The organism is Rhodococcus sp. P3_B8, assembly GCF_056402775.1.
On record NZ_JBFUGT010000078.1, the window covers coordinates 1 to 26,672 of the forward strand.

Below are 26,672 nucleotides of genomic sequence, written 5' to 3' on the forward strand. Positions count from 1 at the left end.
GAGCAACGCGGGGTCGACGCCTTCTTCGAACACCTCGAACGCCCGGTTGGCGGTGACGAGGATGCCGTGGGGCCGCACGACCATCGCCGGGTACGGGAGATGACCGTCGAGAATGGTCTCCAGCGCCTGACGAACCGTGCGGAGCGCCTCGTCGTCGAGCGGTGACTCCGGGAACGCCGGGGCGAAGCCGGCAGCGAGGAGCAACTCGTTGCGCTCCCGCAGCGTGAACTTCATCGACACCGCCAGCCGCAACACCATGCCCCGACCCGGGCGGGAGCGGCCCTGTTCGATGAAGCTCACGTGCCGCTGGGTGGTGCCCGCCCGAAGCGCGAGATCCAGCTGGCTCATCCGGCGGGCCGTGCGCCAGCGCCGGAACTCACTCGGGAACCGCGTCATCACTGATCAATCTTCGCTCACCCCCGGGGGTCGATGCCATTCCTTCCAGGGAGTTGCCAGCAGTGACTCCGCGGCAGACGATACGGCCATGACCGACACAACAGCAGTCACCGATCAATACACGCCGCGTTCCTCGAACGGGCACCCGACAAACTCGTCGACCTCATCGCCCCCGACTGCGTGCTGGAGGGCACCGGCCCGAAACCCGACGGCAGCCGATGGACCGGCTACGACGAATGCCTCGCGGGCTGACAGGGATTGGCCTCCGACCCCGCCATCGGGTTCACGGTCGAGCACGTCGACATCGACGGCGACCGAGCCGTCATCCGTTGGAGGATCACCGGCACCGAGAACTATCGGGGCGTGAATCTCATGCCGCGTCGAGCCGCCCTGCTCGGCGGACCCGCGACTTTTTCTCGGACCGAGCGGTGGCGGTTGGATGATGGAACTACTCGTTGGAGGCCTCGGGACACTCCTGTGCGCGAACGCTCGCATACGGACTCCCTCACTTACGTGAGGTAAGTGTCCATCTCGCTCAGGGCGCTGAGCACGAACTGCGCTGCCAGCCGGCCGCCATTTAGTTCGGTATTGACGGGCAGGCTAAACGCGGCCGTGACGTTCCCCGGGTGGTCGACGGCGTCCATACCGGAATCGGCTCGGCCGACGATCTGGATGTCGGCGAACTGTTCGTCACCATCGCCATAGAACAGCGCCAACGCATTACGAGGCGCCCAATACACGATGTCGCCGCGCCGCGGAGTGCACGCGGTCAGCCGCGAGTTCCCCGGCCGGGAACCAGGGCGAGCTCGCGAACGAATGCGACGGCGACACCGGAGGCGCGAGCGCCTGGGCGACGTCCACGGGCAGCAAACTCTCGTTCCGGAGTGCTGGCAGTGGCCAACTCTCCTGAGGTGAGGATCCAAGCGAACACGCGCCGACCAAGACGGACGCCATTTCGAGTGCAGACAGCAGCGACGGGGTTGGCCCAGGGCTGCGCCGGGCATCGGTGCTGGTGTCCGGCCCGGCCCGGCCGGCCGGTCCCCGTGGCAGGGCTTGGGTGCGGCTCTCGTGGAGTGAGGGTGTGAATCCGGAGGCAGCTCGCAATTCAGGGGCAATACCCGCGCTGACCAGCATTGGGGCACAACTGAATTCGATTCCGGGGCAGTTGTGGGGCGCGGGTGCCCGTACACGGGCCGATATCAGCGGGGGGCGCTCACGCTCGGCTTCGCTACGCAGGCTCCGACATCGATCCTTGCCGCTCCACCCGCCCCGAGCACGTTCCCGACAGTGGTCGGCCCGCCGTCACGTCCGGCTTCTCCCCACTGTTCGGGAGACGAGCGCTGATCGTAGATCAGTCCTTCGCTTCGCGGACGTCCTTTCCCTGCTCGGCAAACGCCTTGAAGTCCTGCATGTGCTGTTGCGACTGCTTGCGGAAGGCGCCGGGCATCAGGATCCCCACCAACCGCATCAGCAAGCCGCTGAACCGGTATTCGCTTTCGCTCACCCAGAGCGTCATCTCCGGACCGGCTTCGGTCAGCCGGTCGCGCACGGCGCTCCACATGCCCTCGCCGACGATCTCGCGGTCGAAGTGAACGACGCTCCCTTTCGGGATCCCGCGCAGGTCTGCCGGTTCCCGACGCGTGATGGTCTCGGTGCACTCGATCTTCTGCTTCTCCATCTGCATCACGACCCGCGATGTGGTACCGACCTGCCCGTGCACCCCACTCAGCGGCTCGTGCAACACCAGACCCCGCAGCCACTTCGGCAGGTGTGCCGAGTCGGCGAGCAGCTGTGCCACTGTCTCCCGCGGCAGGGCGATCTCGATCGAGACGGTGTTCTTCATGGCGGAGCGCTCCTGGGTCCCGCGTAAAGAGGCCCACGCTAGCAGCCTCGCTTCATATTATGAGGTCACGGCATGTTCAACGATCCCCCGGTGCGCGTGGTCGCGTGGTCACGGCGGGTGTCGCCCTGTCAGCGGAGGGCGAGGGCGCGCTGCGGCCGGCGTCGCACACGGCGACGTGCGGCTCGCCCAAGTGAGCACTTCTCCAACCTGAAGATGAGCGGAAGATAAATAGGCTGCGCAAACCAGGGCCTCAGGTCACTTGCCAGAGTGGGTTTTCGGAAATCGAACCATCTTCCCTCCCAGTCGGCGAATCCTTGACCGAGACATTCGTGGAACCGACGAGTGCAGACGCTCTGGCGCGTCGCCGACGTCCTCATTCCCGCCACGACGACCCGGCCCGTGAGGCCGACGCGAATCTGCTCCAGGTCACGGGCTTCAATTGCCTCGATCAACGCGGCACGGACCGCGTGGGCGCGTCCGAGACAGCGTTGCCGGCGAAGAACGATTCCATCGCCGCATTGTCACCACATGCCCTAGTCGTCCCCATTTGATCCTTGTAAACCACTGCAGGCCAACAATTCTACGAGTATTTCAGAACGGAACTGGGTGCCTGATCGCGCAGAGGTAGTGCTCTGCTCTGCCCTCATCAGTCCAGTGCTCGGCGGGGCATGTCCCTACACGTAGAGCTGGGGGAACGTCGGTCAACCGCTGCGCCTGTCCGGCTACAACGAGGTGATCGGCAACAGACCGACGTCGAGCACCAGCAGCGAGGGCGGCATCTCGGCCTCCTCCGCGCACCAATGACGATTAACCCAAGAGAAGTCAATCCCAGCAAAAATAGCGATTTGATGCCAGACGCGGGGCGCGTACCGTACTATGTGTGGCTTCTTGGCGCCACTCGTCGCCCGGTGCCACGCCGAACAAACCCGAAGATTGGAGCAGAGATGCGTGTCTTGCGTGCGTTTGTAGGAGCGGTCGCTTGGGTTTTCCTGGTTCTGGCGTTATCTCTTCACGCGCCCGTGCCGACTGCTCAGGCTGAGTGTATGAGATTGCCATATTTCACACAGTCCGGGTATGCCAACTTCGATTTCCCCCCGCGGGTCGTCACGGTGCTGAACGAGAGCGAGATCGCGGTGGAAGGCGTCGCGCCGTTCGAGGCCAAGCCCGCGAAGACCGGTCTCTATCTGCCAATCGGCTCGCAGACCAACCATATCGACGCGTGCATGGGCGTGTTCTACCCCGGCGGGCCGAGGTTCGTCAGCAAGACCGGGAACTCTGTTTTGGTTCAGGATATTTGGCTGCGGATGGACGGCGCTTACGGGACTGTGACGATCAACGGGGTCCCCCAGGGCGAGAGGATGGTCGCCACGTACAACGTGGGTGAGATGATGCCGACGGTCATGACGCCGCATGGTGGCGGGATCGGCCCCACGTATTGGCCGTTCCGCTTCTCCCCATATTTCGCGCAGGCCCTCAACGAGGCTGCAGGCGCCAACCTCTTCATGGCTGGTGAGTTGTTCGCCAATCTCGACGCCGTCGGGAAGTTCTGACACGAAGCAGACGGAAGAGACGGCCGGTCGGCTCGCGGTAGCGCCGCCAACCGCCGGGTCCGCGGGTCGCTATGCGGAACGAAGGCGGATGCCCGGCGCACGTACGCAACTGCCGCTGGTCGATTCCACGCCAGATGACGCGACTACCGCGGGATCGGCAGTCCTCGATACCTTCGAGCGCGTTACGACGACGGCCTTGTACCACGCCGGCACATCGGGCCGTGGCTGGAACGCTTGCGCAGCCACATCCCGCACAGTCGCGCGGAGGTTCAGAAGCAGTCCGGGTTGTGTCGAACCAGATCCTCGCGGCATCGCCGCGTTCTGCGTGCAGTGCACTGTCTGGCTACGTGACGGGAATCTTCGGCAACCGGGAAGAACCGTCGCTACGACAGACGGTGCGCGGCGAGCCATGCCGAAGCCCTGGCCGACGATGCCCGACAGAGCCACGCATCCTGAACCACCTCGGTCAGTTCCTGCAGTGTCAGATCGCCAATCCGACCTGCCCGCAACAGCACCGACGGATGTCCGTCGAAATGCGGCGTGGTAAAGAACGGCGACGCCGGGTCTTGAACCATTGCTTGCTTGTCGGACTCGGAGGGCACCCAGAACACGATCACGTCCGTATACCGTTCACCGGTACGAGGGTCGAAGGCATCGGGGCGAGGCGTTCGGAAGAACACGAACGATTTGCCGCCGACCTGATAGACAGGATTGCCCCGCGGCCCACATTCGACCGTGACATGGGGCATACCCAAGGCCAACTCGTGCACATCGTCCACCCGTGCGCGGCGCGGAACTGCCGTCATCGCAACATCATAGAACGGGACCCACAGGCTCGTGAGAGTCACGTAGGAACTATGCGGAACGAGGGCATTCGGGGTGCCGCGGTCAGATTCGCGCGGACTCGGCCAGAGACTTACCCCGTGTCTCAGGGGCCCAGGCGACACTGACGGCGAGGCCGGCCAGCGCGACCGTGGCAGCGCCGAGCATGGTCGGGCCGACGCCCCAGCGGTCCAGCGCGACCGGGACCAGGTAGGTGCCGAGGGCGCCGCCGACTCGGCTGAGCGATGAGGCCAATCCCACCGCGCTGCCTCTGATTTCGGTCGGGAAGAGTTCGTTGGGGTACACGAGCTGAAGGACCTGGGCGCCGCCGGTGAAAATCGCATAGGTCGCGAACAGGCACAGGATGACAGAAACGGGACTGCCCGGGAACAGTCCCAGCAGGAGCAGGGTCAGTCCAGACCACGCGAAGCTGTGAATCAGCAGGGTGCGGCGACCCAATTTGTTGATGGCGGTCAGCGCGATGATGCAGCTGACCAGGAGCAGGATAGTGATGACGGCGGATCCCATACTCGCTGTTCGACCGTCGAGACCTCCGGTGGCAGGACGCCGTCGCTACCGCAGCCGACATGCCGAGAATCGAGACGATGTTCTTCCGCCTGTCGCTGCAGTTGCGGATGTTCGTCTCGCTTCTCGGTCTGGAATACGCGTACTCGGTCGATGAGATCGTCGCCGACAATACCGCGATATTCCATGCTCTCGAGGCCCAGGATCCCGACGAGGTGACGCGGCTCTGGCGCCGCAAAATCGACAACGCCGTGACCTACATGGTCGAACAGCTCGGCCATCTCGACGTCAATGCATCTCGCCGGACTCCGGAATCGAGTCACTGGAAGTAGGACGAATAGTCGCTGAAAGGAACCTGGCCGGTGGGGCTCGAGTGTAGTGCGTCGGCGACCGGCGACGGGATGGGAGCCCAGTGGGCAGGCATCGCCGCCGCCAGGGAAGGATTCAATATATAGAGCAGGGCAAAGTTCACTATCCAGAGCGGCGGCGCCATCGACATGCCTACCTCCGAACTCACACCCCCCTTGGTGTTCGTCACCAGTTGAGCTGCGCCCGAAATCTGTTGCGCTGCGAAGCCGTAGACCGCTTGCACCGTGTACGCCGACCGGTAGAGCGCTATCAAGGTTCCTGTCGCATCGTTGTTCCTCAACCAGGTGCCCACGAAACCGCCGGGCGCGATCAACGAGTTCACCTGCCTTGTCGGGGCGTCCGCGTTGGCCGGACTCTCCAGCAGTCCGCTGGTGTTCACGTAGAGCCCGTAGCTGGCCAGAACCGACGGTGTCGGGTGGCCATCGACGTCGGAATACAGGGGACGGCCGTTCGTGTTGGTGAGGATCTGGGCGCACGCATCGATCACCTCGGCGGCTTCGCGGCTGCCGCCGACTCCGCCGCCGCTGAGGAGGTCTCGATACTGCTGTTCGGATAACGCGTCAGCCCTGGTGAGCCCCACCTGGCCGGCAATCTCGTCCGCCGCTTGCTGACCGAGTGGCTGGTTGAGCTGCCCAGGGTTGGTCACCTGCGTCGGAGCCAGGCTCTCGTAGCCGGGTGCCCCGGCGAAGGGGATCGCGAACCCGGTGTCGACGGTGTCTGCCGCTGCTGGGTCTGCGCCGGCTGTCTGGGTCGCCGTCAGGGAGAAAATGCACACTCCCACCAGTGCCAGTACCGAGATGGTCCTGCGAGGGGAGGTTGCTCCGCGTCGATGGCCCGGACCCGCTAACCTTGTGCCGCGCATACGTCAACCTCCCGGAACACCATCGGGCGAGCCCACACCAGCTTGCGTTCCAGTCAAGCGCCGCGATCGATACCGTGTCAATCCCTCCCGAACTACGAGTCGGTGGCGTTGCCGAGTTCGACATGTTCGAGCCACACTCGCTCTTCGAACCCACCCCGGGCGGCGCGTTTGCGGTCGGCGGCCAGGTAGTCAGAGTCGTCGACCAGCCGGTGCCAGTGGGGTCGGTCGCCGTTGGCGGCGATCACGTCAGGAATCCTGTCCCTGACGAGCTTTCGATGAACCTCGACCGCGTCGTTGTTCGCATCCCGCGATCGAACCATTTGCAATCGGCTGCAACGTCTATTGCGCACGTCATAGCTCCGGTCGGGAACGGCCAACCCGCGTGCGTGGGCGACCCAGCCGTGCCGGTCCACCACGACGGCAGGCCCTGCGGTCGCCCCGAGAGCACCGGGGCGGCATGACCGCGGAGCTTCTCGAGAGTGATCGTGTGCTCCTGCCACAGTGTGGCCTCTATGAACCCCAGTGCGTCGACGGCCTTCGCACGCCGCGCGCCCCGTCGCGCCAGAGCACTACCCCGTCGGCGTCCGCGATCACCACGATGGAATTCGCGTCTTCGGCTACCTGGGTCAACGTGTTGCGAAGCTCGGGGACGACCGACCGCAGGGCAGTGCGCGTCCACCGGGCTTCGACCTCGGCGTAGTCGGCCAGCACCACGTCCCCACACACCCGGTCGGGGCTCACGCCGTCTGCTTGCAGCCGGGACCACGCCCGAGCCGACCGCGGGAAGGCGGTGCCGAACCAGGGGCGGCTACCTCCATTTCCATTGGGGGCGAACGTAATCGACGGTCTACTCGACCACACTGCAACCGAGTGCAACCCTTGCAACCGCGCCGTGGACGATGCTTGGCTCATCTATGAGGAGATCACAACAGGCAGGAGTCGAGGATGAGCATCAAGGGCAAGGTCGCTCTGGTCACCGGCGCGGGACAGGGCATCGGACGCGCGATCGCATTGCGATTGGCGTCGGACGGCGCCGACATCTCGCTCATCGACGTCAACGGCGACCGGGTCGATGCAGTGGCCGACGAGGTCCGCGCGGTAGGAGCGAAGGCGATCTCACTGGTCGCCGACGTGACGGACCGCGATCAGGTGCAGTCCGCTGTCGACCGGACCGAGCGCGAACTGGGCGGATTCGACATCATCGTCAACAACGCCGGAATCGCCCAGGTCAACCCGATCGCCGACGTGACACCGGAGGAGGTCTCACGCATCCTCGCCGTGAACGTCGAAGGCGTGCTGTGGGGTATCCAGGTCGGGGCAGCCAAGTTCCGGGAACGGGGACACGGCGGGAAGATCATCAACGCCTCGTCGATCGCCGGCCACGAGGGATTCCCGATGCTCGGCGTGTACTCGGCGACCAAGTTCGCGGTCCGCGGCCTCACCCAGGCCGCGGCGAAGGAGTATGCGTCGGACGGCATCACCGTCAACGCCTACTGCCCCGGCGTCGTCGGCACCGACATGTGGGTCACCATCGACGAACGCTTCGCAGCCCTCACCGGCGCGCCGAAGGGCGCCACGTTCGAGAAGTTCGTCGGCGGCATCGCCCTCGGTCGCGCGCAGACGCCCGAGGACGTCGCCGCGTACGTGTCGTATCTCGCCGGACCGGATTCCGACTACATGACCGGGCAGGCGGGACTGATCGACGGCGGCCTGGTGTACCGATAGGCCGCCACTCGCAGCGGGGTTTCACACCCCGATCCGCGGGTAGACGGACGTAGGGTGATGCGACAGCGCGTCCGGGGACGAAAGGGGCAGCCGTGGACGTCGACGACCTGGTCGAGCGCACCGGTCGGTTGCGGTTCGATCTGCAAGCACTCGAAAACCGCATCAAGGAGTTGACCGACGCGTTCGACCTGCTCGACAGCACAAGCGACGGCGCCTCGCGGGAACAGGTGATCGACAGCCTCAGCGATGCCCGGCTCGACCTGAGCACCGCGGACAGGCACCTCGAGACCGCGGTGCGTAACGCCGAGAGACTGTCGACCGGCTGAACCCTGCGTCGGACGACGGGCTCGTCATGTCGTCGACCCCCGCGCACCCCAGACAACCCGATCCCACCAACTGCTGAGCGGACTGGGGTCCGGCCACCGGATGGGCTCGTCCTCGCGCAGTTCCGTTATTCGACGTTGCGCACTCTGATTCGATGTTCCGCCTTCTTCTCGACGCACAGCTCTGCACCTCCCGAATTCCTGCGCGCCCGTCACGGCGGCGGGCGCGGCCCACTGTGCAATCCGGAATTTAGCACCGCCGCGTCCGAACGACCAGCTTCCCGACGCAGTAACCACTCGATAGCGGCCGTCCAGGTTTCGGCGGGCAGCATCGAAACTGGCACTCAAGGTCGCCGAGTGCTAAATTTATTCTGCACAGTGGTGGATGCGCTCGCCGAGGTGGCGGGCCATTTTGATGATCACGGGAGGTGTGTTGCTGTGCTGCGTTCCGATCGACTCGCCGAGGCTCGGCCGATGACCCGATCTTTGCTGGAAGTCCACAACGGATCGTCGCGACACAATCCCGACGGCTCCCCGGCACGATTCTCCCGGCTCGCCAGACCACAGCACCTGCAGGGCGAACGCTGGAGCGACATCTCGGTCATGCTGGGAGCCCTGTCGATAGTGATGTTCTGGATGTTCGGATTCGGCGTCGTTCTCGGCGTCTGCGCCGTCGCCGCCGGCATCGCCGCCAACCGGCACCCTGCCGCCGAAGGAAGCGAGCCGAAGTCCCTGGAAGCACTGCTGGGCATTCTCACCGGCGCTTTCGGAATCGCCGCCGGCACAGTCTTTCTCACCGCGGCGCTCCCACACCTCTGACATACGCCACAAATCTGGCCCGACCCCCGTCGAGTTTCCACTCGCGGGTGCCGGGCCAGACGACGGTTGATCGGCCGAGGCCGATCAACCATGATCAGTCGAGGTCGAACCGGTCGAGGTTCATCACCTTGTTCCAGGCAGAAACGAAGTCCTGCACGAACTTCTGCTGCGCGTCGTCGGTGGCATACACCTCGGCGAGAGCACGCAGTTGCGAGTTCGAACCGAACACGAGATCGACGGCGGTGGCGGTCCACTTGGCGTCACCCGTGGCACGATCGGTGCCCTCGTAGACGTTCTCGGCCGAGGCCGCTCCCTTCCACACCGTACCCATGTCGAGGAGGTTGACGAAGAAGTCGTTGGTCAACGCCTCGGGCCGGTCGGTGAAGACGCCGTGCTTCGTTTGGCCGAAGTTGGCGTTCAGTGCACGCAGGCCACCGACGAGAACCGTCATTTCCGGAGCGGTCAGGTTCAACATGTAGGCCCGGTCGACCAGGAGCGCCTCGGCAGGCAACTTCTCCCCCGCTCGGAGGTAGTTGCGGAACCCGTCGGCCCTCGGCTCGAGCACGGCGAACGACTCCACATCGGTCTGCTCCTGTGTGGCGTCGGTACGACCCGGCGTGAACGGGACCGTGACATCGTGACCGGCGTTCTTCGCCGCCTTCTCGACCGCTGCGGCACCCGCCAGAACGATCACGTCCGCGAGTGAGACCTTCACTCCGCCGGACTGCGACGAGTTGAAGTCCTGCTGGATCTGTTCGAGGGTCTGCAGGATCGTGGACAGCTCGGCGGGGCTGTTGATCTCCCAATCCTTCTGCGGCGCAAGCCGGATCCGCGCCCCGTTGGCGCCGCCGCGCATGTCGGTGCTGCGGTGGGTGGCTGCCGACGCCCAGGCGGTGGACACCAACTGGGAGATGGACAGGCCCGAGTCGAGGATCTTGCCCTTGAGCGCGGCGATCTCGCTGTCGCCGATCAGCTGGTGATCGACCGCGGGGACCGGGTCCTGCCACAGCTGCGCCTCCGGCACCCACGGGCCGAGGTAGCGCGTGACGGGTCCCATGTCGCGGTGCAGCAGCTTGTACCAGGCCTTGGCGAACTCCTCGGCGAACTCCTCCGGGTGGTCGAGCCAACGCCGGGTGATCTTCTCGTAGGCCGGGTCGATGCGCAGCGAGAGGTCCGTGGTCAGCATCGTCGGAGCACGTCCCGCCGACGAATCGAACGGGTCGGGAATCGTGCCCGCGCCTGCGCCGTCCTTGGCGGTCCACTGCCAGGCACCGGCGGGACTCTTGGTCAGCTCCCACTCGTAGCCGTACAGGACCTCGAGGAAGCTGTTGTCCCACTTCGTCGGTGTGGGGGTCCACACGACCTCGAGACCACTGGTGATCGCGTCCTTGCCCACGCCGGTGCCGTAGGCACTCTTCCAGCCCAGGCCCTGCTGCTCGATCGGGGCGCCTTCCGGTTCAGGACCGACCAGGTCGGCGTCGCCTGCGCCGTGCGTCTTGCCGAAGGTGTGGCCGCCTGCGATCAGCGCAGCGGTCTCCACGTCGTTCATCGCCATGCGGCCGAACGTCTCCCGGATGTCGCGGGCGGCTGCCAGCGGATCCGGCTGGCCATTGGGCCCTTCCGGGTTCACGTAGATGAGACCCATCTGCACGGCCCCGAGCGGACCGGACAGTTCGCGATCGCCGCTGTAGCGCTCGTCGCCCAGCCAGGTGTCTTCCGGACCCCAGTACATCTCCTCGGGCTCCCAGATGTCCTCGCGGCCGAATCCGAACCCGAAGGTCTTGAACCCCATCGACTCCAGGGCGCAGTTGCCGGCGAAGACGAGGAGGTCCGCCCACGAGATCTGCTTGCCGTACTTCTGCTTCACCGGCCAGAGCAGCCGGCGGGCCTTGTCGAGGCTCGCGTTGTCGGGCCAGCTGTTGAGGGGGGCGAAACGCTGAGCGCCCTGACCGCCACCGCCGCGACCGTCCGCGATGCGGTAGGTGCCTGCGGCGTGCCAGCTCATCCGGATGAAGAGGCCGCCGTAGTGGCCGTAGTCGGCGGGCCACCAGTCCTGCGAGGTCGTCATCAGATCGATGACGTCGCGCTTGAGTGCCTCCACGTCGAGCTTGGCGAACTCCTCGGCGTAGTCGAAGTCCACGCCCATCGGGTTCGACTTGGACGTGTGGGCGTGCAACACCGACAGCTCCGGCTGGTTCGGCCACCAGTCGCGGTTCGTCCTCGGGCGGTGCGCCGCCGGAGTGGGAGACGGGATTACGGGGTTTTCACTTTCACTGGTGCTCTGAGTGTTTCCCTCATGAGCGACCGGGCAGCTATCGGACACAACATTCCTTCCGGGAGAGACCAAACTGGGCTGTGGTCATGGGTTCGATCGAGAAGTCTGTGAAGTCGAGCAGTCGGGGCACAGACCCCAGTAGATGACCTCGGCCTCCTCGACGAGGAAACCGTTGTCGTCGGACGCGGTCAGGCAGGGCGCCTCGCCGACGGCACAGTCGACGTCCGCAATGACCCCACACGACCGGCAGATGACGTGGTGGTGATTGTCTCCGACCCGCGACTCGTACCGAGCAACGGAGCCGGGCGGCTGAATCCGCCGCACCAATCCCACAGCGGTCACTGCGTGCAGCACGTCGTACACGGCCTGCCGGGACACCCCTTCCAGAACGGTGCGCACCGCTCCGAAAATCGTCTCCGTATCGGCATGTGGGCGCGCGTGCACGGCCTCCAACACCGCGACCCGCGGGCGGGTCACGCGAAGCTCAGCCCCGCGCAGCAGCGCTGCGTAATCCGGCATCGACGGCACCCACCCACTATGACTTACTTTTCTGGACTCAGCCAAGACTTTGCTGAAACTATTTGCCGTGACTTCAACTCACGCACAACTGGCCCGTTGGCCGACCACGGCTCCGACGAACTCTTCAGGGAAGCTCGAAGGTGACGACGACCGAGGGCACCGAATCCGTCGAAGACAGTCCGATCGTGCCGCCCGACGGCACGAGGGAGAGTCCGCCACCTCCGCCGCCCGGTGGCTCGTTCGCCTCGCCGGTGCCACCGATCCGTCCCCCGGCGGCGCCTCCGCCGCCGTACCAGCCGGCCCCGCCACCGCCCCCGGCCCCGATCCCGTCGCCGACGGCCTCCGGTAGCGTCGCACCGGAACTTCCTGCGCTGCCGCCGTATCCGGGACCACCGGCAAGACCCGCCGGGCTCGACCCGTCGGATCCGAACACGGGCTGTCCGCCGCCTTCCACGAACGAGCCGTAGCCCMCTCCCGCCGCGATGACCAGCGGCAGTTCGATTCGATGCGGAACCAGCACGCTCGACCTTCCGGTGTCGAGGACGACAGCCGAAAGACCTCCCCCGTCACCGCCGTTCACGTTCGGCGGAGTGGTGTTGCGGCGCCAGTCGGTGGTTCCGCCACTGCCCCCGCCGCCCTCGACCTGCGTCAGAGTGTCCGATCCGCCGCCGCGCGCGTTCTCGCCGACCCGGACGTACACCGTCGATCCCGGAACGAGCCAGGCGTCACCTCGGGCTACCGCTCCCCGGCCGCCGGGAGCGACCGTGCTGCAACAACTGACACCGCCTCTGCCGCCGACCGCCTCGATGTGCACCTTCCAGACGCCGTCCGGAATCCTCAGTGGAACACCGTGAATACCTCCGGAAGGAGGCACTTCGCCGGTGTTGTCGGTGTACGTGCAGGTGACCGAGACGCCGCAGCTTCGACACCGACCCCATACGCTCACCCTCCCCGGTCGCGCACCGGCCCTATGACCGGTTCCCACTCGACTGTAACCGCGCACCACGATGCCTGGGTGAAAAGTCTTCCGTCGGAACCTAATCCGGCCCGGTGTCGCCCGGGGAGACGATGCCGTGATCGAAGGCGTACACGATGGCGGCCGCGCGGTCGCGGAGATCGAGTTTGAGGAAGATGTGCCCGACGTGACTCTTCACGGTCACGCCCGAGATACCCAGCTCACGGCCGATCTCACTGTTGCTGTGCCCACGCCCGATGAGCGCGAGCACATCGAGTTCCCGCGCAGTCAGCTCGGTGAGGTGGTTCCGGCCCCCGTCGGACGACGGCGCGACGGTGCGGTACGTGGCGAGAACGCGTCCGGTCACTGCGGGGTCGAGGCAGGCGCCGCCCTCGGCGACGGTGCGTACGGCGCGAATCAGGTCCTCGGCAGGCGAATCCTTGAGGATGAACCCTGCCGCACCCGCGCGGAGCGACCCGGACAGCAGTTCGTCGTCGTCGAACGTGGTGAGCACCAGCACCGGCGGCGGCTGCGCTCCCGACCGGAGATCGCGGGTCGCGCGGATGCCGTCGACCTTCTTCATCCGGAGGTCCATGAGCACGACGTCCGGGGTGTGCTCCGCCACCGCGCCCGGCACCTCCGAGCCGTCGGCGCATTCGCCGACGATGACGAAGCCGTCCTTGCGCCGCAGGATCCGGCGCAGCCCCGACCGCACCAGTTCCTGGTCGTCGACCAGCAGCACCCTGATCTCCGGGCCCGTCACGACAGTCCCGGGATGTGACGGAGAATCGCCGGCCGGCAGGAGTCTCGGGGCAATGGAACCGCGGCGTGCACCGACCATCCCCTGCCGTCCGGGCCGGCGCGGAATGTGCCACCGAGCAGCGCGGCGCGCTCACGCATGCCCCGCAGACCGGAACCGAGTGAGCCGTTCGGTGGGGTCACCCGACCTCGGGTCGGGTTGTGGATATCCAGCGTCACGCGTTCCGGCTCGATCGTGAGTCGCACGTCGGCACTGGCGCCGGGTGCATGTTTGGCGACGTTTGCCAGCGACTCCTGCGTGATGCGGTAGATGCCGAGACCGACTGCGCCGGTCACGGCAGAGCGGTCCCCGCGCATGTCGAAGGCCACCGGCAGACCCGCACGGCGGAAGTCGTCGATCAGATCGGGAAGATCGGCGACGCCCGGCTCGGGACGGGTGCCCGCCGGACCTGCGTCGAGCAACCCGACGGTGCGCCGGATGTCGGCCATCGCCTGCCGCCCGAGTCGCTCGGCGTCGGAGAGCGCGTCCACTGCGTCGTCGACGTCCCGGTCCTGCTCGAGCGCGCGACGCGCCGCGGTCAGATGCAGCAGCGTGATGCTCAGCGAGTGGGCGATGACGTCGTGAACCTCGCGAGCGATTCGCTGGCGTTCACGGGTGGCGGCCTGCTCGGATTGGATCGCCTTCGAGGCCCGCTCCTGATGAAGGAGGCGCAACTGTGTGAGCATCAGGTAGCCGAAGGCCCAGCCCAGCACGACTCCGGCGAGAGCGTAAGGCGCACCGTCGAGTCGGCCCGTCAGTGCAAACGCAGTCAGGACTGCCATCGCGGCAGCCAAGGTGGCGAGACTGACGGCCAGTGACGCCGTTGCCGCGACCTCGGCGGTGAGGATCACCAGGATGAGCGGCGCGAAGTCGAACGCGCTGTCGGGCTGCTGCAGAAGCAGCAGTGCGGCCGCCGCGATGACGACGACGGCCAGGAACGGACGCGGAAGCACCGCTCCCGGTCTGATCATGTCTCCCGCAACAGGGGTCACCGCGGCGACCAGGCCACACAGCAGGACCCACCCCGGCGGCACGAAGCCGTCGCGTTGCGTGACAGCGGCACCGGCGATGACAACGACGGCGATGTGCGCGAACACCGGCACAGCGAGCGGGTAGTCGTACTCACTCTCCGCCACGCGTCGACGAAAAAATGCCGTCACCTGCACACGACCAGCGTAGGCGAAGACCCACCCACACCGCGTCCTCTCCGGAGCGGAGATCCCTCCACCCACGGTAGGAGACGAGAACGCGACCGTGGCACGGCGAAACCGCTGCTGCGGATCCGTAGCGTTGCCGTCATCAACGAAACTACGGAGGTGGCCGAGATGTCGTGGAACGATTTCCGTGCACGCCGGGCGGTACTGGAAGAAGTCCTGGGGCGGGCGCACGCCGACCCCACACAGGCGTTGCGGTTCGACGAAGTACCCGGCGCGATCGAGCTTTTCGGCTCGGCCGACAACATCCTTCTCGCACTTCAGCACCGGTGGAGCAACCACCTCGCGGCCCGCCTCGACCAGGCGGTCGAGGACGGCACCCCCCTGAATGCGACGTGGAAAGCGCTGGCCGCCGAGCAACCGGCGTTGCGCGCGCTCCTCGACACCGCGGCCGCCTCCTCCCTGCGGTTGCGCGGGTCCCAACGCGCGGAGCAGCGGATGATCGAGGCTCACCACACCGGTCGTCTGTCCGGGCAGCGGAYCGAGCAGCGGCCGATCGGCGCGCGAACGCCGACGATGACCCCCGCGTGACAGACGGGCGGCCAGGACATCCCTACGGCTRCGCGAATGCCGCCTCGAACGCGTCGAGCGCATCGTCCGGATCGTTCTTCGCCCACCCTTCGAGTCCGACGACGCCGGTGTAGCCGAGGTCGCGGAGGGCGGCTGCGACAGCCGGGTAGTGGATTTCGCCGGTTCCGGGTTCGCAGCGTCCGGGGACGTCGGCGACCTGGATCTCCCCTATGTAGGGCAGTGCCTTCCGGACGAGTTCGATGAGGTTCCCCTCGCCGATCTGGGCGTGATAGAGATCGAGATTCATGCGCAGGTGAGGGTTGTCGACCGCCCGGACGAGAGCGAGAGTGTCGGCCGCGGTCGCGAACGGGGTGCCGGGATGATCGACGGCGAGGTTGAGGTTCTCGAGCGTGAACACCCGCCCCGCCTGTTCGCCGAGTTCGGCGACCTTCCGCAGAGTGTCGGCGGCGGTCAGCCACATTGCGGGCGTGACCGTTTCGACCGGACGGACGGGCAGTCCCCGGTTGTCCAGCCCGGTTCCGTGCAGATTCAGTCGCGGGCAGTCGAGCCGCTTCGCGACGTCGAGGGACTGCTGCGCCGTGGTGAGCAGAGCCTCGATGCCGTCGGCTTCGGTGAGGTTGCCCTCCAGATAGCCGGTCATCGAGGAGAATTCGGCGCCGCCGGCGGCGAGAGCGTCGATGTCTTTGGTGGACCAGTCCCAGATCTCGACCTGGAGACCGCGTTCGGCGATGCGGTGGACGCGGTCCAGGAACGGCAGGTCGAGGTAGAGCATTTCGGCGCTGGCGGCGAGCGCATAGGTGGTCATCGGTGTCACCGGTCCAGGTCGACGGCGGAGCCGGTCTCGACGCTGCGGACGGCGGCGAGTGCGATCGACAGCGCGGTGCGGGCGTCGTGGCCTGTGACGACCGCCGGTGTGTGGGTGCGGATCGCGTCGACGAAGGCGGTCAGTTCCCCCACGTACGCGGAGTGCAGGAGGTCGGTGTCGCGGCGCGCCGTGTCGGCGTGCAGCCCGTCGGGGCCGTAGTAGGTCATGTCGGTGCTGAGCCCGCTGCCTGCGGTGATCATACCGCCGGAGCCGAACACCTCGGCGCGCACGTCGTATCCGTACAGCGCACTGAAGCTTGCCTCCGCCGTGGCGATGGCACCGTTGTCGAACTGGACCGTCACCACTGCGGTGTCGAGGTGGCCCGAGCTCTTGGCGTCCGGTCGTACCAGGGCGTCGGCCACGGCGTGCACCCGCACCGGGCGTGCGCCGGGGTTGAGGAAGCAGAGGGTGTCGAAGTCGTGAATGAGCGTTTCGAGGAAGATCGTCCACTGGGGAACGCGTGCCGGATCGGCGGTGTACGGCCCGGGATCGCGGGTCAGCGAACGCAGCAGCTGCGGGGTTCCGACCTTCTGCGCGTCGATCGCGGCGCGGGCGGCGGCGAATCCGGGAGCGAATCGGCGATTGAACCCCACCTGCAGGACGATGCCGGCGTCGGCGGCCGCCGCGATGGCGCGGTCGGCGTCGGCGAGGGTCACTGCCATCGGCTTCTCGACGAACACGTGCTTGCCGGCAGCCGCGGCCGCGACGACCAGATCCGTGTGGCTTCGCGCGGGGGCGGTGATCAGCACCGCGTCGACCTCGTCGCTGGTGAGGACGTCGTCGACGGTCGCGGTGGCGATCGGCGCTCCCAACGCGGTGGCGAGGCGCTGCGCGGACTCGCCGACCGGGTCGCTGACGGCGACGAGCGACGCCCCGGGGATCAGGCGGGCCACGATCTCCGCGTGATTCGAGCCGATGCGTCCGGCACCGATCGTCGCGATGCGGACCGGGTGGGAAGCGGGCGCCGTCGAGTGGACGGTTGCGGCTTCGCTGAGTGACATGGGTGCGCTCCAGTGCAGTGGAAGGGTGGAGGTAGAGGAGAACTAGTACGTTCTAGTTCTAGACCGTAGGACTCGTGCGATCATTGGTCAAGAGCAGCTTCGAGCGGACAGCGCGGGGCCCGGGAGGACAGGAGTCGTGCACGTGGTCGAACCGGTGGCGGGATCGACCGGTGGCGCCCGTCCGACGATGGGCGATGTGGCGCGAGCGGCAGGAGTCTCCACAGCGCTCGTCTCGATCGTGATGCGGGGAGTTCCCGGCGCCAGCGAGGCCACTCGCAGGCGGGTGCTCGACATCGCCGACGAGATGGGCTACGTCCCCGACCGTCGCGCACAGAAACTGCGCCAGGCCAGTTCCCGGTTGCTCGGAGTGGTGTTCGAACTGCAGCAGCCGTTCCACGGCGATGTCGTCGAACAGATCTACGCGGCGGCCACCCGCCGTGGATACGACGTGATGCTCAGCGCGGTCGCGCCGAGTCGTGCCGAGAAGGTCGCCGTCCAGGCGCTCTTGCGGGAGCGCTGCGAGGCCGCGATCCTCCTCGGCACCCGGTTCGACAGCGACGAGCTCGGCGCGCTGGCCGACCGCGTGCCCGCCCTCGTCGTGGCGCGCGCGAGCGGCCTGCCCGGAGTCGGTGCCGTGCGGGGCGACGACGTCGCCGGCATCACCCTGGCCGTCGACCACCTCACCGAACTCGGACACCGGAACATCGCGCACATCGACGGCGCCGACGCTCCCGGCGGTGCGGACCGGCGGGCCGGATTCCTGGCCGCGATGCACCGGCACGGACTGTCGGCTTCGGCAACGGTCGTGGCGGGCGGTACGACGGAAACCGAAGGCGCACAGGGCATGCACAAACTTCTGGAGATGGCCACTCCCCCGACCGCCGTCGTCGCCTTCAACGACCGGTGCGCCACCGGCGTGCTCGACCTACTGGTCCGCCGTGGCCGGGACGTGCCCGCGGACATCTCCGTCATGGGCTACGACGACTCCCGCCTGGCGAGGATTCCGCACGTGCAGATGACGACGATCTCCCAGGACGCGACGCACATGGCCGAGGCCGCCGTCGACGGAGCGCTGGCTCAGATCGCCGGCGACAAGGCCGTCGACCTCGTACTCGCGCCGCACCTCGTCCGCCGCGCGACCACCGGCCCTGTCGCACACCGCGACTAGATCCTCTGCCGGATACTAGGCCGACGACCAGACACCGAGTTCGTTGCCACTCGGATCGGTGAAGTGAAAGCGGCGCCCGCCGGGAAAGTCGTACGGGCCGTTGACGACGGTGCCACCGGCCGCCCGCACCGCATCCACCGACGCGTCGAGATCCACCGAGTACAGCAGCACCAGCGGTCCGCCTGCCGGCTTCCGTTCCGGAACCTGCAGCAGGCCGCCGACTTCCTCACCGTCCGCACCGACGATGCCCGCGTACTGCGGGCCGTAGGCGTTGAATTCCCAGCCGAATGCCGAGCGGTAGAACGCTTCCGCGTCCGCGAGGTCCGTGACCGACAACTCCACGTAGTTCAGTCGATGATGATCTGCGCGAGAAGGTGACATGCCGGAACTCTAGCCGGAATCGGTTCCTCGATCAGGAGTTCGGTCGGCGAGAAGCACGTTCACGAAACCGCGGGTGCTCGCCGTCTGGGGTCGGCCGGCGACCTGAACGAGGGAGATGGTGCGTTCGACCGTCGGCTGCAGGGGTATGTGGACGAGTCCGGCGAACGAGATCATGGGAAGCACGAGTTCGGGTACCGCGGTGACGCCGAGCCCGGCCGCCGCCAGTCCCGCTACCGCGCCGATGTTCTGCGCCTGCATGACGGGACCGAGTTCGATGCGTGCGTCCTCGACGGCCCGGCGGACGGGCGCCGCGATGCTGCTCTCGGGTCCGAACGCGATGAACGGCTGTCCGGCGAGATCCGACCACCGCAGTACCGGCCGATCGGCGAACGGATGTGTCGGCGCGACAGCGCAATAGAAGGAGTCGCTCGTCAGGACGTCCTGCTGCAGCCCGGGCAGAATGCCCGAGGTGGTGACCAGGGCGAGGTCGACCGTGCCCGAGTACACGGCGTCGAGAACCTCCTGACGTAGTCCGTCCCGGATCTGGAGGCGCACGTCGGGGTGCTGCTCGCGGAAGCTCACCACATACGGAGGAAGGAACGTGGCCGCGAGCGAGGGCAGGCATGCCACCGTCACGATTCCGCGGTCACCGGTGACGAATCGTTCGATCTGAGTGAGTCCGTCGTCGAAATCGTGGAGCATCCGCCGGGCGTGCTCGATGATCTCGTGCCCGTGCGTGGTCAGCTCGACACGGCGAGTGGTGCGTTCGAACAGCGTGACGTCGAGTCTGCGCTCGGCCTCGGCGACCGAGCGGCTCAGCGAGGACTGAGACACGTCGAGTGCGTGGGCCGCCGCGGTGAAGCTCGCGTAGTCGGCGATGGCGACGATGCTCCTCAGGTGAGAAATCCCGAGATTGATGCTCATGCGCATCAGTATGGCCGGTATTCATGCTGGGATATTCATGAGTTGAACTCATGAATCGATCATTCATTGATATTTGACGCACAATTGTGAGGCGCGCGACACTGGGATTCCATTTCGAAGGAGGTCACATGGTTGCCGCGCTCGGGTTCGCCACGATCGCTTGTTTCCTGGCGCTGGCGTTCAGCCGCCGGGTCTCGGTGCTCGTCGCACTGATCCTCGTTCCCGTCACGTTCGCGATCGTGGGCGGATGGGCACCCGACCTCGGGGAGATGGTGGGCGACGGGCTGCTGAAGGTCGCGCCCGTCGCCATCATGATCGCCTTCGCGGTCCTGTATTTCAGCCTGATGGTCGACGTGGGACTGTTCGATCCGGCGATCCGCCGGATCGTCCGGTGGGCAGGTGGCAATCCCACCAAGATCGCCGTCGGAACCGCGGTGCTGACCCTGCTCGTCGCGCTCGACGGTGACGGAACCTCGACCTTCCTGATCACCATCTCGGCGTTGCTGCCCATCTACCAGAAACTCGGGATGCGCCCGGTCGTCCTGACCGGCATCGTCTGCCTGGCCGCGGGACTGATGAACATGATTCCGTGGGGCGGCCCGACCGTCCGCGCCATGGCCGCGCTCGACCTGACCAGCGCCGACATCTTCACGCCGGTCCTGCCCGCGATGGGCGCCGGGATCCTGTGGGTCCTGTTCGCCGCCTACATGATCGGCCGCACGGAACGTAAGCGGCTCGGCGTCACCGAACTGGTGTCTCCCGGCGGCGGCGGTCCGGGCACGCCGCACGTCTCCGACGCGCCGGTGCGCACCGGTCGCCAACGGGTGGTGATGGCGTTCAATACCGTGCTCACCCTCGTCCTGATCGTGATCCTGCTGTTCCAGCTCGTGCCGCTGGAGGTGGCATTCGCCATCGCATTCGCACTTGCGCTCGCTGTCAACCGCCCGAAGTGGGACGACCAGCAGGCCCTGTTCGCGAAGCACGGCGGCAACGTCACCATGGTGGTGGCGATGATCCTTGCGGCAGGCGTGCTCACCGGAATCCTCAACGGCACCGGGATGATCACCGCGATGGCGCAGACCTTCGTCTCCTGGATTCCGCAGTCCGCCGGCTCTCTGATCCCCGTCATCACCGCCGTCACATCGATGCCGCTCAGTCTGGTCTTCACGCCGGACGCCTACTACTTCGGCGTCGTCCCGGTGCTCGCGGAAACCACGGCATCGTTCGGAGGCGACCCCGCGGAGATCGGCCGCGCCGCCATCCTCGGTCAGATGACCACCGGATTCCCGCTCAGCCCGCTGACCGCCGCGACGTTCATCCTGATCGGACTGAGCAAGGTGGACCTCGGCAAACACCAGCGGTTCATCTTCGGCTGGGCCTTCGGGACCACCATCGTGATGACCGTGATGGCGCTGATCACCGGTGCCCTCTCGTTGTAATCGTCCGCGGCATCACCGCAGCCGAGCCACCCCACCACCCGTAGAACAAGCAAAGGACTTCGAGCCCGTGACACCATCGAGCACCCGCGACAGAGCCTCGCGGAGCGTGCGACTCGGCGCCGGATCCGGGTTCTCCGGAGATCGCATCGACCCCGCCGAGAAACTCGCCCGGCACGCCGACCTCGACTACCTGATCTTCGAATGCCTCGGCGAACGCACCGTCGCCGCCGGAAACGCGCGCCGACTGGAGAACCCGGACGAAGGATACGATCCGCTCCTCGCCGCACGCATGCGCGCGGTTCTCCCCCACACGCTCGCGTCCGGGACCACTGTGATCACCAATGCCGGTGCCGCGAACCCTCTCGCCGCCGCTGAACTGGTCTCCGGCATCGCGGCCCGGTCCGCCGACCGGCAGGTGCGCATCGCTGCGATCACGGGCGACGCGGTGCTCGAGCAGGTGCTGCGCCACGACCCCGTCGTGTGGGAGACCGGGAGACGACTGTCGGAGCACGACGAGGAACTCGTCTCCGCGAACGCGTACATCGGGGCGGAGGCCGTGATCCCCGCGCTCGAACTGGACGCCGACATCGTCGTCACCGGGCGGCTGGCCGACCCTTCCCTCTACGTCGCCCCACTCGCCCACCACTTCGGATGGGACCTGACCGATCACGACACCATCGGCGCCGCAACCGCGATCGGGCACCTGCTCGAGTGCGCCGGACAACTCACGGGCGGGTACTACGCGGATCCCGTCACCAAACCGGTGAAGGGCATGGCCGATCTCGGCTTCCCGTTCGCCGACGTCCTCGCCGACGGATCGGCGACGTTCGGCAAACTCGACGGGTCCGGCGGCATACTCACCGAACGAACCTGCGCCGAGCAACTCCTGTACGAGGTGGGAGATCCCACCTCGTATCTCACGCCGGACGTCACCGCGGACTTCGGCAACGTGTCGTTCACCAGCGTCGGACCCGACCGGGTCGCCATCACCGGTGCGACGGGGCGCCCCCGGCCGCAGCAGCTGAAGGTCACCCTCGGCTTCCGTGGCGGCTGGCTCGGTGAGGGGCAGATCAGTTACGCGGGCCCGCGCGCCCACCCCCGCGCCCGGCTCGCCGCGGACATCGTCACCGAACGACTCGTCGACGTGCACGGTTTCACCGAGGACGCCGTCTCCGTCGAATACATCGGCGCCGGTGCGGCTTTCCGCGGCCTCGACACCGACACCGATGCGCACGAGGTGCGCGTGCGGGTGACCGCCCGCGCACGCACCCGCGAGGAAGCCGACCTCGTCGGCTGGGAAGTGGAAAGCCTGTACACCAACGGACCGGCCGGCGGGGGCGGCGCCCGGCGCTCGGCGACCGAGGTACTCGCGATCCGCTCGTGCACCCTCCCCCGCGACCTCGTGCCCACCCGGGTGCACCTCACGGAGGTGACGACATGACCACGCCCGCAACGGTTCAGAAGATAGACTCCCTCGCCGACGTTCGTGCCGGCGACAAGGGAGACACGCTCATCCTTGCCGTGCTGGCCCGGGACCACGCCGCCTACCGTTATCTCGCCCGGAGACTGACCGAAGACGTCGTCGCCGCCCACTACGGCGAGCTGATCACCGGTCCGGCCCGGCGCACCTGCCAGCCGAACCTGATGGCGATGGTGTTCGAGTTGCCGGGCGTCCTCGGCGGCGGCGTCACGGGTTCCCCCGCACTCGACGGACACGGCAAGACGCTGGGCTATCACCTGCTGAGCCTCGAAATCTGACGGGCTACACAGGATTCCGGTCCCGCGACGCCGACAGGGTGACGGCGAGCGCCTGACGATCGAGCTTGCCGCGCGGCGTGCGCGGCAMGCTGTCGACCGCGAGTACCTGAACCGGCATGCTCGGGCTGGGTAACGTGGCGCGCAGATGCCGCCAGATCTCGCTGGAACTCGGCCCGTCGCCGTCCACCACGATCGCGGCGGCCGGTGCCTCACCCATCCGGCTGTCGGGCACTCCGATGCACGCAGCCTCCGAGATCCCGGGGAGTGCGGTCAACGCCGCCTCGATGGCCGCGGGTTCCACATTGAGCCCCGCCCGGATCACCGTGTCGCTGTCGCGGCCGAACAACTGCAGGCTGTTGCCCGCCACCCTGCCTCGGTCCCCCACGGTCATCCACCCGTCGGCGGGGCCGTTCAGCACGCCGTCCTCGGTGAGGTAGCCGTCGAACAGCATGTCGCTGCGCACGTGAACGAGGCCCGCGCGAATCTCTGCGTCGACGCCGTCGAACAGTTCGCCTGCCGCATGCTCGTCGGCGGCGCCGAGACCCCGGTCGAAGGACACGAAGCTCAGTTCGGAGGCGCCGTAGAAGTGCACGAGCGACGCCTTCGGCAGCACCTCCTGCAACGCCTCACGCCCGGTGCGCGGCCACCGGGCCGCCGACGACAGCACCTCACGGACGCTGCCGACCGGACCGATCCCCGACCGCACCACATCCCAGGCGATGGTGGGTACCGAGTACAGATGTGTGGCCGCGTCGCGCAGCGAGTGGGTGACCGGTCGCAGATCCACCGTCGCACCACGAGTGAGCCCGTGCAGCGCGCCGTACAGGAAATGGGTGTRGTCGAGAACTCCGGGCACCGCCACGCGATCCCCGCTACCGATGTCGAACGTCGTGTCCGAGCGGTCGAGGGTCGTGGCCCACGATCGCTGGTTGCGCACGAACAGCTTCGGCTCACCGGTGGTGCCGGACGTGATGCCGACCAGCAGTTCGGTGCCGGGACGCGCCCGGCCTGCGGTGCCGTCGGATTCGAGGCTGTCCGCCGTCTCGACGGTCCCGTCGAATCCCAGTCTCCGTAGCCTGGTGTGCTGGTGCGACGCGGCCACCACGGCGCCGGGTTTCGCGAGCTCGAGCACCCGCGTCAGCTGCGCGGGCAGGAGATGCCGATGCAGCAGCACGACGCTGACTCCCGCGTGCATCGCCGCCGTCACCACGACCAGCGACCCGACATCCGACGTCGGCAGCACGGCGACCCGATTCATGCCGTCGAGCCCGGCGGCGGTGCGTGTGACCCGCGACCAGAACCGGCCGTAGTCGACGGTCTCGCGTGCGGACACGACCGCTGTCGTCTCCGGGTTCTCGGCGGCCCGTCGAGCGACACGCTCGGCGAGCAGCTCAGTCATCGTCCACTCCCCGTGCGACGAGGGCGTCGCCCATCGCATCCGCGGTCCGGAGGGCGCGGACCAGAACCGGTGTGGCCAGCGCCGTCATCGACCATTGCAACCCGCGTGCCTTCCGCGCCTGCGCCACCTCCTGCACGATCCCCGTCAACAGCGGGATACACCGGATCGCCAACGCGAGCAGGAGCCCGATCCGATCCGGATCGACCCCGAACCTCCGCAGGGGCCCGAGTGCGCGCGACACCGTGTCGAGCATGTCGGTGACCCGGGTGGTGAGCGTGACCAACGCGGCGAGCGCCACCGAGATCAGCAGCACCCCGCACACGACGACCGCCCGCGCGGGCGACGTGATCAGCACCTGGAACACGGCGATGATCAACAACATCCACACCACCGGACGCAACTGCGCCACCGCGACCCGCCACGGAATGGCAGCCACCGCAAATAGCAGGCCCACCACCAGGATGACGACACCGACCTCGAGCGGGGTGCGCACGAACACGGTGGCCGTGACGATCGACGCGATCAACAGCAGCAGTTTCAGCCCGGCGGGCATCCTGTGCACGAGCGAGTCGCCCGGGCGGTACAGGCCGATCATTCGACCAACTGCCGGTACGCGGGGACGGCGTCGTCCGGGCTGCCGTCGAATGCGACGAGACCGTCGTCGATGACGATGACCCGTTCGAAACTCTCCAGCAGCGCCAGTTGGTGGGTCACGACGACCACCTGCTGGTCCATCGAATCGAGTGCTTCGGCGACGACGCGGGCGTTCCGCAGATCCAGCAGTGTGGTCGGCTCGTCGGCGATGATCACCTCGGGCCTGCGGATGAGGACGGCGCCGATGGCGAGCAGCTGCTTCTGGCCACCGGACAGCAGGTGCGCGGGGTGATCGCCGTGCTGGTCGAGCCGGAACCGCACCAGGATCTCCTCGACGCGGGCGGCGATCTCCGGCTTGCTCAGACCGGACCGGCGCAGCGAGAACGCCAGGTCCTCGGACACCGTGGGCATGACGATCTGGGTGTCGGGGTCGGTGAACACGAACCCGACCTTGCGGCGCACCTGGGCGCCCTTTTTGGCGGCGTCGACACCGTCGACCGTGACGGTGCCGGAGGTGGGCTTCAGCAACCCGTTGATCATGCGGGCCAGGGTCGACTTACCGGAACCGTTGGATCCGATGATGCCGACGCGGCGCTCGGAGAAGCGCAGGTCGACGCCGCGGAGCACCGGGCGGTCCCCGAAGGCATGGGTCACCGAATCGAAGACGATCTCACTCACGACACGCGCTCCACGAGCATCGCGATGCCCTGTCCGCCGCCGATGGCGCACGCCGCGAGCCCGAGCGCGGGTCCGTCCTCGCGCAGCATCTGACTTGCCAAACGCACCAGCAAGATCGCCCCCGACGCTCCCCATGGGTGTCCCATGGCGATGGCGCCGCCCTGTGGGCAGATCACGGATTCGTCCAGGCCGAGTTCGTCCGACACCGCCAGGACCACCGACGCGAAGGCCTCGGTGATCTCGACGACGCCCAGATCCGCCACGTCGTATCCGGTTCTCTTCAGGAGTTTGCAGATTGCGGGGACCGGTCCGAGTCCGGGCAGCGCCGGGTCCGATCCCGCGACGGCGGAACCGAGGATTCGCAACGCAGGCAGTCCGGCGGCCAGCGACTCCGTCGTCACCGCCAGCACGGCGGCGCCGTCCGAGATGCCGCAGGAGTTCCCCGCCGTGGCCGTTCCGCCCGCACCGAAGCTGGGGCGCAGCCGCGCGAGCCTGGCCTCGGTCATGCCCGCGCGAATGCGCTGGTCCCGCGCGATGTCACCGATCGGCACGATTTCCGACGAGAAGTCGGCGGCGGCCGCGAGCGTGTGCGACCGCGCCGCGTACGCGTCCTGCCGCTCACGGCTGATGCCGCGTACCCGCGCGAGCTCGTCCGCGGCCGCCCCCATGTCGGGGTCGGGGAAGCCGTGCGGCGCAAAGGGAGCACGGGTGTAGCGCACCGGATCGGCGCCCGACACCGGCGGYCAGAACCGCCACGGCGCCGTGCTGGCCGATTCGACGCCGCCGGCCAGAATCAGCTCGTCGGCACCGCTGCGCACGCGGAGCGCGGCCTGCATCACCGCGTCGAGGCCGGAACCGCACTGCCGGTCGRCGGTGACCCCGGGAACCTCCACGCCCATCCCCGCCTGCAGGGCCGCGACCCGCGCGGGATCACCGCC

Annotated in this window: 30 protein-coding genes and 1 pseudogene; 10 read left to right on the forward strand and 21 right to left on the reverse strand. The window is 67.3% G+C overall.

Translation table 11 applies throughout. The features are described 5' to 3' along the window. The 3 genes from AC1D1G_RS22595 to AC1D1G_RS22605 all read right to left on the reverse strand — a co-directional run. On the reverse strand, window positions 1–396 hold a 396-nt coding region (locus tag AC1D1G_RS22595; RefSeq protein ID WP_477953761.1), incomplete at its 3' end, for a helix-turn-helix domain-containing protein. 509 nt (window positions 397–905) lie between these two features. Beyond that, entirely contained in the window at window positions 906–1,400 is a 495-nt protein-coding gene (locus AC1D1G_RS22600) for a cyclophilin-like fold protein (protein ID WP_477953762.1), read from the reverse strand. A gap of 347 nt (window positions 1,401–1,747) precedes the next feature. Continuing rightward, window positions 1,748–2,239: an SRPBCC family protein gene (locus AC1D1G_RS22605; protein ID WP_477953764.1), complete on the reverse strand. Its 492-nt coding sequence runs from the start codon at window positions 2,237–2,239 to the stop codon at window positions 1,748–1,750. Window positions 2,240–3,348: 1,109 nt separating this feature from the next. Between AC1D1G_RS22605 and AC1D1G_RS22610 the strand changes: the two genes are divergently transcribed. Next, complete coding sequence (locus AC1D1G_RS22610; RefSeq protein WP_418341440.1) at window positions 3,349–3,789, forward strand: hypothetical protein; 441 nt, start codon at window positions 3,349–3,351, stop codon at window positions 3,787–3,789. Window positions 3,790–4,172: 383 nt separating this feature from the next. Here the strand turns inward: AC1D1G_RS22610 and AC1D1G_RS22615 are convergent, their stop codons facing one another. Together AC1D1G_RS22615 and AC1D1G_RS22620 are read right to left on the reverse strand one after the other, a co-directional pair. Beyond that, entirely contained in the window at window positions 4,173–4,595 is a 423-nt protein-coding gene (locus AC1D1G_RS22615; protein ID WP_105423485.1) for an MmcQ/YjbR family DNA-binding protein, read from the reverse strand. A gap of 82 nt (window positions 4,596–4,677) precedes the next feature. Next, a complete protein-coding gene (locus AC1D1G_RS22620) occupies window positions 4,678–5,139 on the reverse strand; it encodes an MFS transporter (RefSeq protein ID WP_477953766.1) in 462 nt (153 codons plus the stop codon). 59 nt (window positions 5,140–5,198) lie between these two features. Here AC1D1G_RS22620 and AC1D1G_RS22625 point away from each other — a divergent pair, with 59 nt between their 5' ends. Next, window positions 5,199–5,468: a hypothetical protein gene (locus AC1D1G_RS22625; protein ID WP_477953768.1), complete on the forward strand. Its 270-nt coding sequence runs from the start codon at window positions 5,199–5,201 to the stop codon at window positions 5,466–5,468. Here the strand turns inward: AC1D1G_RS22625 and AC1D1G_RS22630 are convergent. From AC1D1G_RS22630 to AC1D1G_RS22640, 3 genes and pseudogenes are all read right to left on the reverse strand, one after another. Next, entirely contained in the window at window positions 5,456–6,367 is a 912-nt protein-coding gene (locus AC1D1G_RS22630) for a hypothetical protein (protein WP_477953769.1), read from the reverse strand. The genes AC1D1G_RS22625 and AC1D1G_RS22630 overlap by 13 nt on opposite strands. Window positions 6,368–6,459: 92 nt before the next feature. Continuing rightward, on the reverse strand, window positions 6,460–6,612 hold the full coding sequence (locus AC1D1G_RS22635) for a hypothetical protein (protein WP_418341514.1): 153 nt from the start codon (window positions 6,610–6,612) through the stop codon (window positions 6,460–6,462). Between the two features lie 114 nt (window positions 6,613–6,726). Continuing rightward, a pseudogene (locus AC1D1G_RS22640) lies at window positions 6,727–7,207 on the reverse strand (hypothetical protein); the annotation flags it as partial. A 105-nt stretch (window positions 7,208–7,312) separates the two neighbouring features. On the opposite strand from AC1D1G_RS22640, the gene AC1D1G_RS22645 reads away from it, so the two are divergent. The 3 genes from AC1D1G_RS22645 (at window position 7,313) to AC1D1G_RS22655 (ending at window position 9,234) form a co-directional block, all read left to right on the forward strand. After that, window positions 7,313–8,092 carry an acetoin reductase gene (locus tag AC1D1G_RS22645; RefSeq protein ID WP_477953771.1) on the forward strand — a complete coding sequence of 260 codons (780 nt, stop codon included), beginning with the start codon at window positions 7,313–7,315 and terminating at the stop codon, window positions 8,090–8,092. Window positions 8,093–8,184: 92 nt separating this feature from the next. Continuing rightward, a complete protein-coding gene (locus tag AC1D1G_RS22650; protein ID WP_105417380.1) occupies window positions 8,185–8,418 on the forward strand; it encodes a hypothetical protein in 234 nt (77 codons plus the stop codon). A 471-nt stretch (window positions 8,419–8,889) separates the two neighbouring features. Further along, window positions 8,890–9,234 carry a hypothetical protein gene (locus AC1D1G_RS22655; protein ID WP_477953773.1) on the forward strand — a complete coding sequence of 115 codons (345 nt, stop codon included), beginning with the start codon at window positions 8,890–8,892 and terminating at the stop codon, window positions 9,232–9,234. Window positions 9,235–9,328: 94 nt separating this feature from the next. Here AC1D1G_RS22655 and katG read toward each other — a convergent pair whose 3' ends face one another. The 5 genes from katG to AC1D1G_RS22680 all read right to left on the reverse strand — a co-directional run bounded on the left by katG (window position 9,329) and on the right by AC1D1G_RS22680 (window position 14,918). After that, window positions 9,329–11,557: a catalase/peroxidase HPI gene (gene katG, locus AC1D1G_RS22660; RefSeq protein WP_477953775.1), complete on the reverse strand. Its 2,229-nt coding sequence runs from the start codon at window positions 11,555–11,557 to the stop codon at window positions 9,329–9,331. 36 nt (window positions 11,558–11,593) lie between these two features. Further along, window positions 11,594–12,037, reverse strand: a complete 444-nt coding sequence (locus tag AC1D1G_RS22665) for a Fur family transcriptional regulator (protein ID WP_005243590.1) — start codon at window positions 12,035–12,037, stop codon at window positions 11,594–11,596. A 115-nt stretch (window positions 12,038–12,152) separates the two neighbouring features. After that, window positions 12,153–12,728 carry a hypothetical protein gene (locus tag AC1D1G_RS22670; RefSeq protein ID WP_477953777.1) on the reverse strand — a complete coding sequence of 192 codons (576 nt, stop codon included), beginning with the start codon at window positions 12,726–12,728 and terminating at the stop codon, window positions 12,153–12,155. Between the two features lie 337 nt (window positions 12,729–13,065). Then, complete coding sequence (locus AC1D1G_RS22675; protein ID WP_477953789.1) at window positions 13,066–13,725, reverse strand: response regulator transcription factor; 660 nt, start codon at window positions 13,723–13,725, stop codon at window positions 13,066–13,068. A 17-nt stretch (window positions 13,726–13,742) separates the two neighbouring features. Further along, the gene (locus AC1D1G_RS22680) at window positions 13,743–14,918 is read right to left on the reverse strand and encodes a sensor histidine kinase (protein ID WP_477953778.1); all 1,176 of its coding nucleotides are present in this window, start codon (window positions 14,916–14,918) and stop codon (window positions 13,743–13,745) included. A gap of 180 nt (window positions 14,919–15,098) precedes the next feature. Between AC1D1G_RS22680 and AC1D1G_RS22685 the strand changes: the two genes are divergently transcribed. Further along, window positions 15,099–15,527 carry a hypothetical protein gene (locus tag AC1D1G_RS22685; RefSeq protein ID WP_477953780.1) on the forward strand — a complete coding sequence of 143 codons (429 nt, stop codon included), beginning with the start codon at window positions 15,099–15,101 and terminating at the stop codon, window positions 15,525–15,527. A gap of 22 nt (window positions 15,528–15,549) precedes the next feature. Here the strand turns inward: AC1D1G_RS22685 and AC1D1G_RS22690 are convergent, their stop codons facing one another. Both AC1D1G_RS22690 and AC1D1G_RS22695 read right to left on the reverse strand, forming a co-directional pair. Further along, on the reverse strand, window positions 15,550–16,332 hold the full coding sequence (locus AC1D1G_RS22690; RefSeq protein WP_477953781.1) for a TIM barrel protein: 783 nt from the start codon (window positions 16,330–16,332) through the stop codon (window positions 15,550–15,552). 5 nt (window positions 16,333–16,337) lie between these two features. Then, window positions 16,338–17,393, reverse strand: coding sequence for a Gfo/Idh/MocA family oxidoreductase (locus AC1D1G_RS22695; RefSeq protein WP_317570047.1), 1,056 nt, complete (start codon window positions 17,391–17,393; stop codon window positions 16,338–16,340). Between the two features lie 142 nt (window positions 17,394–17,535). Between AC1D1G_RS22695 and AC1D1G_RS22700 the strand changes: the two genes are divergently transcribed. Further along, window positions 17,536–18,561 (forward strand): LacI family DNA-binding transcriptional regulator, encoded by a 1,026-nt coding sequence (locus AC1D1G_RS22700; RefSeq protein ID WP_280780692.1) that lies wholly within the window; start codon window positions 17,536–17,538, stop codon window positions 18,559–18,561. A 15-nt stretch (window positions 18,562–18,576) separates the two neighbouring features. Here AC1D1G_RS22700 and AC1D1G_RS22705 read toward each other — a convergent pair whose 3' ends face one another. Beyond that, window positions 18,577–18,942 (reverse strand): VOC family protein, encoded by a 366-nt coding sequence (locus AC1D1G_RS22705; protein ID WP_283330940.1) that lies wholly within the window; start codon window positions 18,940–18,942, stop codon window positions 18,577–18,579. Between the two features lie 9 nt (window positions 18,943–18,951). Next, window positions 18,952–19,872 (reverse strand): LysR family transcriptional regulator, encoded by a 921-nt coding sequence (locus AC1D1G_RS22710; protein WP_477953783.1) that lies wholly within the window; start codon window positions 19,870–19,872, stop codon window positions 18,952–18,954. Window positions 19,873–19,994: 122 nt separating this feature from the next. Between AC1D1G_RS22710 and AC1D1G_RS22715 the strand changes: the two genes are divergently transcribed. From AC1D1G_RS22715 to AC1D1G_RS22725, 3 genes are all read left to right on the forward strand, one after another. Next, window positions 19,995–21,305, forward strand: a complete 1,311-nt coding sequence (locus AC1D1G_RS22715) for a CitMHS family transporter (RefSeq protein WP_283330938.1) — start codon at window positions 19,995–19,997, stop codon at window positions 21,303–21,305. A gap of 67 nt (window positions 21,306–21,372) precedes the next feature. Continuing rightward, on the forward strand, window positions 21,373–22,746 hold the full coding sequence (locus AC1D1G_RS22720) for an acyclic terpene utilization AtuA family protein (protein WP_477953784.1): 1,374 nt from the start codon (window positions 21,373–21,375) through the stop codon (window positions 22,744–22,746). Further along, window positions 22,743–23,063 carry an AtuA-related protein gene (locus AC1D1G_RS22725; protein WP_005574609.1) on the forward strand — a complete coding sequence of 107 codons (321 nt, stop codon included), beginning with the start codon at window positions 22,743–22,745 and terminating at the stop codon, window positions 23,061–23,063. Before AC1D1G_RS22720 ends, AC1D1G_RS22725 begins: the two co-directional genes overlap by 4 nt. A 4-nt stretch (window positions 23,064–23,067) precedes the next feature. On the opposite strand, the gene AC1D1G_RS22730 is transcribed toward AC1D1G_RS22725, so the two are convergent. The 4 genes from AC1D1G_RS22730 to AC1D1G_RS22745 all read right to left on the reverse strand — a co-directional run. Continuing rightward, the gene (locus AC1D1G_RS22730) at window positions 23,068–24,462 is read right to left on the reverse strand and encodes an AMP-binding protein (protein ID WP_477953785.1); all 1,395 of its coding nucleotides are present in this window, start codon (window positions 24,460–24,462) and stop codon (window positions 23,068–23,070) included. After that, complete coding sequence (locus AC1D1G_RS22735; RefSeq protein WP_477953786.1) at window positions 24,455–25,057, reverse strand: energy-coupling factor transporter transmembrane component T family protein; 603 nt, start codon at window positions 25,055–25,057, stop codon at window positions 24,455–24,457. Before AC1D1G_RS22735 ends, AC1D1G_RS22730 begins: the two co-directional genes overlap by 8 nt. Then, the gene (locus AC1D1G_RS22740; RefSeq protein WP_477953787.1) at window positions 25,054–25,734 is read right to left on the reverse strand and encodes an energy-coupling factor ABC transporter ATP-binding protein; all 681 of its coding nucleotides are present in this window, start codon (window positions 25,732–25,734) and stop codon (window positions 25,054–25,056) included. The genes AC1D1G_RS22735 and AC1D1G_RS22740 overlap by 4 nt, the downstream gene beginning before the upstream one ends. Further along, window positions 25,731–26,672 (reverse strand): thiolase family protein (locus AC1D1G_RS22745; RefSeq protein ID WP_477953788.1); only part of this gene is annotated, 942 nt, incomplete at its 5' end. The genes AC1D1G_RS22740 and AC1D1G_RS22745, both read right to left, overlap by 4 nt.